The following is a 2,233-nucleotide window of genomic DNA, read 5'->3' as shown; positions in this document are numbered from 1 at the left end:
ATACTTTTAAGAGCTTTATTAACCTCTTCTGAATTATGTTGATTTAATTTAAAACAAATCGTATATAAACTTTTTTCTTCGGTAAAAGTTAAACAAGCAGACTGATGTTCTTTTCCAACAATACAATCCATTTGAAATCAACCAAAAGTTCCCTTTTCATGTTCTGCTTCATCAATAAATCTAATATTAGTTAATTGACCACGATCATCTTTTCTCTTTTTTGTTTTATATTTTTTACTTTTAAATGGTAATTTTTTCTTAATTTCATTATTTTCATCATCAAAAACTCCATATTCAATATATTTATAAAATGTCATATGTGAAAATGGAAACTTTTCATTATATTTTTTTTCATATTCATAAATAATTAATCTTGGTGAATAAATTTTTTTACTTAAAATTTTTCTTACATAATTTACAACTTTTGTTGAAATTTTATTATATTTAATAGATTTTTTTCTTTTCTTTTTATAATCATCATTTGCTTTTTCAGGATTATATTCTTCACCAAGTCTTTGAGTCTCTAATCTAATAGTATTACGACTCTTATTCATTACTTTTGCTATTTTAGAATAATTAGGTGTACCATTTTTCTTTTTAAATGTTTCTGATATTAAATATTCTTTTAACTTATATCTTTCATGAAGACTAAAATGTTTATTTTATTTTTTTTTTTCATAAGATTTAACCAACCTCTTCTGAAAATATTTTTATCATAAAATTTAAAATTTTGTTGACATTTTATTAAAAGATGTTAGGATGGTTATGTAATTTAATACAAATAAGATTAATCAACCCTTAATCTCTTGTTTAAAAATTACTAAAAATGAAGGCTTAAAAAAGTCTTTTTTTATTTTACTTTTTTATATTTTTTTGTAGAATGGTGATGACAAAAGAGGTAAAAAAATGGCAAAAGTAGATAAAAAGTGATGAATAATGGCAAATTTAACAAAAATAAAGCAAAAATTAACAAAATTTGATGAATATTGTAAAGAAAATAATATTAAACTTGCCACAAAAGAAACCTTATTAATCTTTTGTAATTTAGAAGAAGATGAATATAATATAATACCTTAAAAGACACTAATTTATTAGCATTTAATGAACTTAAAATGAAAATACGAATATTAGAAAATAATATAAAATTACATCTCTTAAACAAAACTAAGGGGGGGTGTATCTGTATATGCTCAGTATTATGGTCGTGAAAATGAAACTGAAATAAATTATGCTCTCCCAATAATTAACATAACAGATAGGAGAAAAATATAATGGCAATGTTATATGAATATAGTTATCTTAATGAGATAGTAGTTAGTTTATTAAAAAATACAGAATATATTGCAGATGAGATTAATTTAGCAGGTAGTCGGAAAGCGGGTAAAACATATTCTATTGATGAATTAATAGCATTATTAAGTTGTGGTGTGTTGGCAAATAAAGATAAAAAAATAGCAATATATGGTTTTAGATTAAATAGTGCTGATACTGCTGAAATGCAACAAGATATTCAAGATGCATTAGATAAAATAGGTTTAATTCTTAATYCTACTAAAAAATGAAAAGGTGGTCATTATCAATATAATGCTAGGTTTAATAAACCTACTTGATTATTTCCTAATGGTAGTTTTATTAAATTACAAGGAGCAAGAAAAAGTAATTCATCGCAAGTATTAGGTAAAGGAACAGCACGAGCAAATGGTGCTGATTTATGTATTATTTGATTAGAAGAAGCAAATGAATTTAGTAAAGCAGAAAAAGAAGCAATTATGCAAGCAGTTCGTGATTATAAAAAAATGATATTAATTACAAGTACTAATCCTGATAGTATTTATCAAGATCATATTGATTATTTAAATAAATTAATGCCATTTAATCGTAAAGAATTAGAAAGTAATGGTGAGCAAATATCTAAATTAATAGTACCAGTCTTAGATCCTAAAACAGGCCAAAAAGCATATGATAAAAAAGTAATTAACCATTATACTAATTATTTAATTAATAAAGATAATTTAAATTATGATGAATTAATGAAATTATATGAATTAAAAGCAGAATGACCTAAAAAATATGAGGTTTGAGGAATTGGAATGCCAGGTGCATTAGATGGTAGTATTTTTGCTAATTATTTATTTAGTAAATTATATGATTTTGAACCAGTTAATTTTAGAGCAGGTTTAGATTTAGGTTATGCTGAATCACCATTAGGACATGCTACTCATGCAATTTTAAT

Annotated in this window: 3 protein-coding genes; 2 read left to right on the top strand and 1 reads right to left on the bottom strand. The window is 23.6% G+C overall.

What is annotated here, in order from left to right:
* Positions 1-629, bottom strand: a 629-nt coding sequence (locus C6B38_RS02330; RefSeq protein ID WP_443028736.1) for an IS30 family transposase, incomplete at its 3' end; no start/stop codon positions are given.
* Between the two features lie 277 nt (positions 630-906).
* Between C6B38_RS02330 and C6B38_RS09685 the strand changes: the two genes are divergently transcribed.
* Both C6B38_RS09685 and C6B38_RS02325 read left to right on the top strand, forming a co-directional pair.
* Positions 907-1,077, top strand: a complete 171-nt coding sequence (locus C6B38_RS09685) for a hypothetical protein (protein ID WP_162475816.1) — start codon at positions 907-909, stop codon at positions 1,075-1,077.
* A gap of 194 nt (positions 1,078-1,271) precedes the next feature.
* On the top strand, positions 1,272-2,233 hold a 962-nt coding region (locus C6B38_RS02325), incomplete at its 3' end, for a phage terminase large subunit (RefSeq protein WP_146693267.1).

Origin of the sequence: Spiroplasma sp. ChiS (assembly GCF_002968355.1) — a bacterium.
GTDB lineage: Bacteria > Bacillota_I > Bacilli_A > Mycoplasmatales > Mycoplasmataceae > Spiroplasma > Spiroplasma citri.
This window is presented reverse-complemented; position numbering and strand designations above follow the sequence as displayed.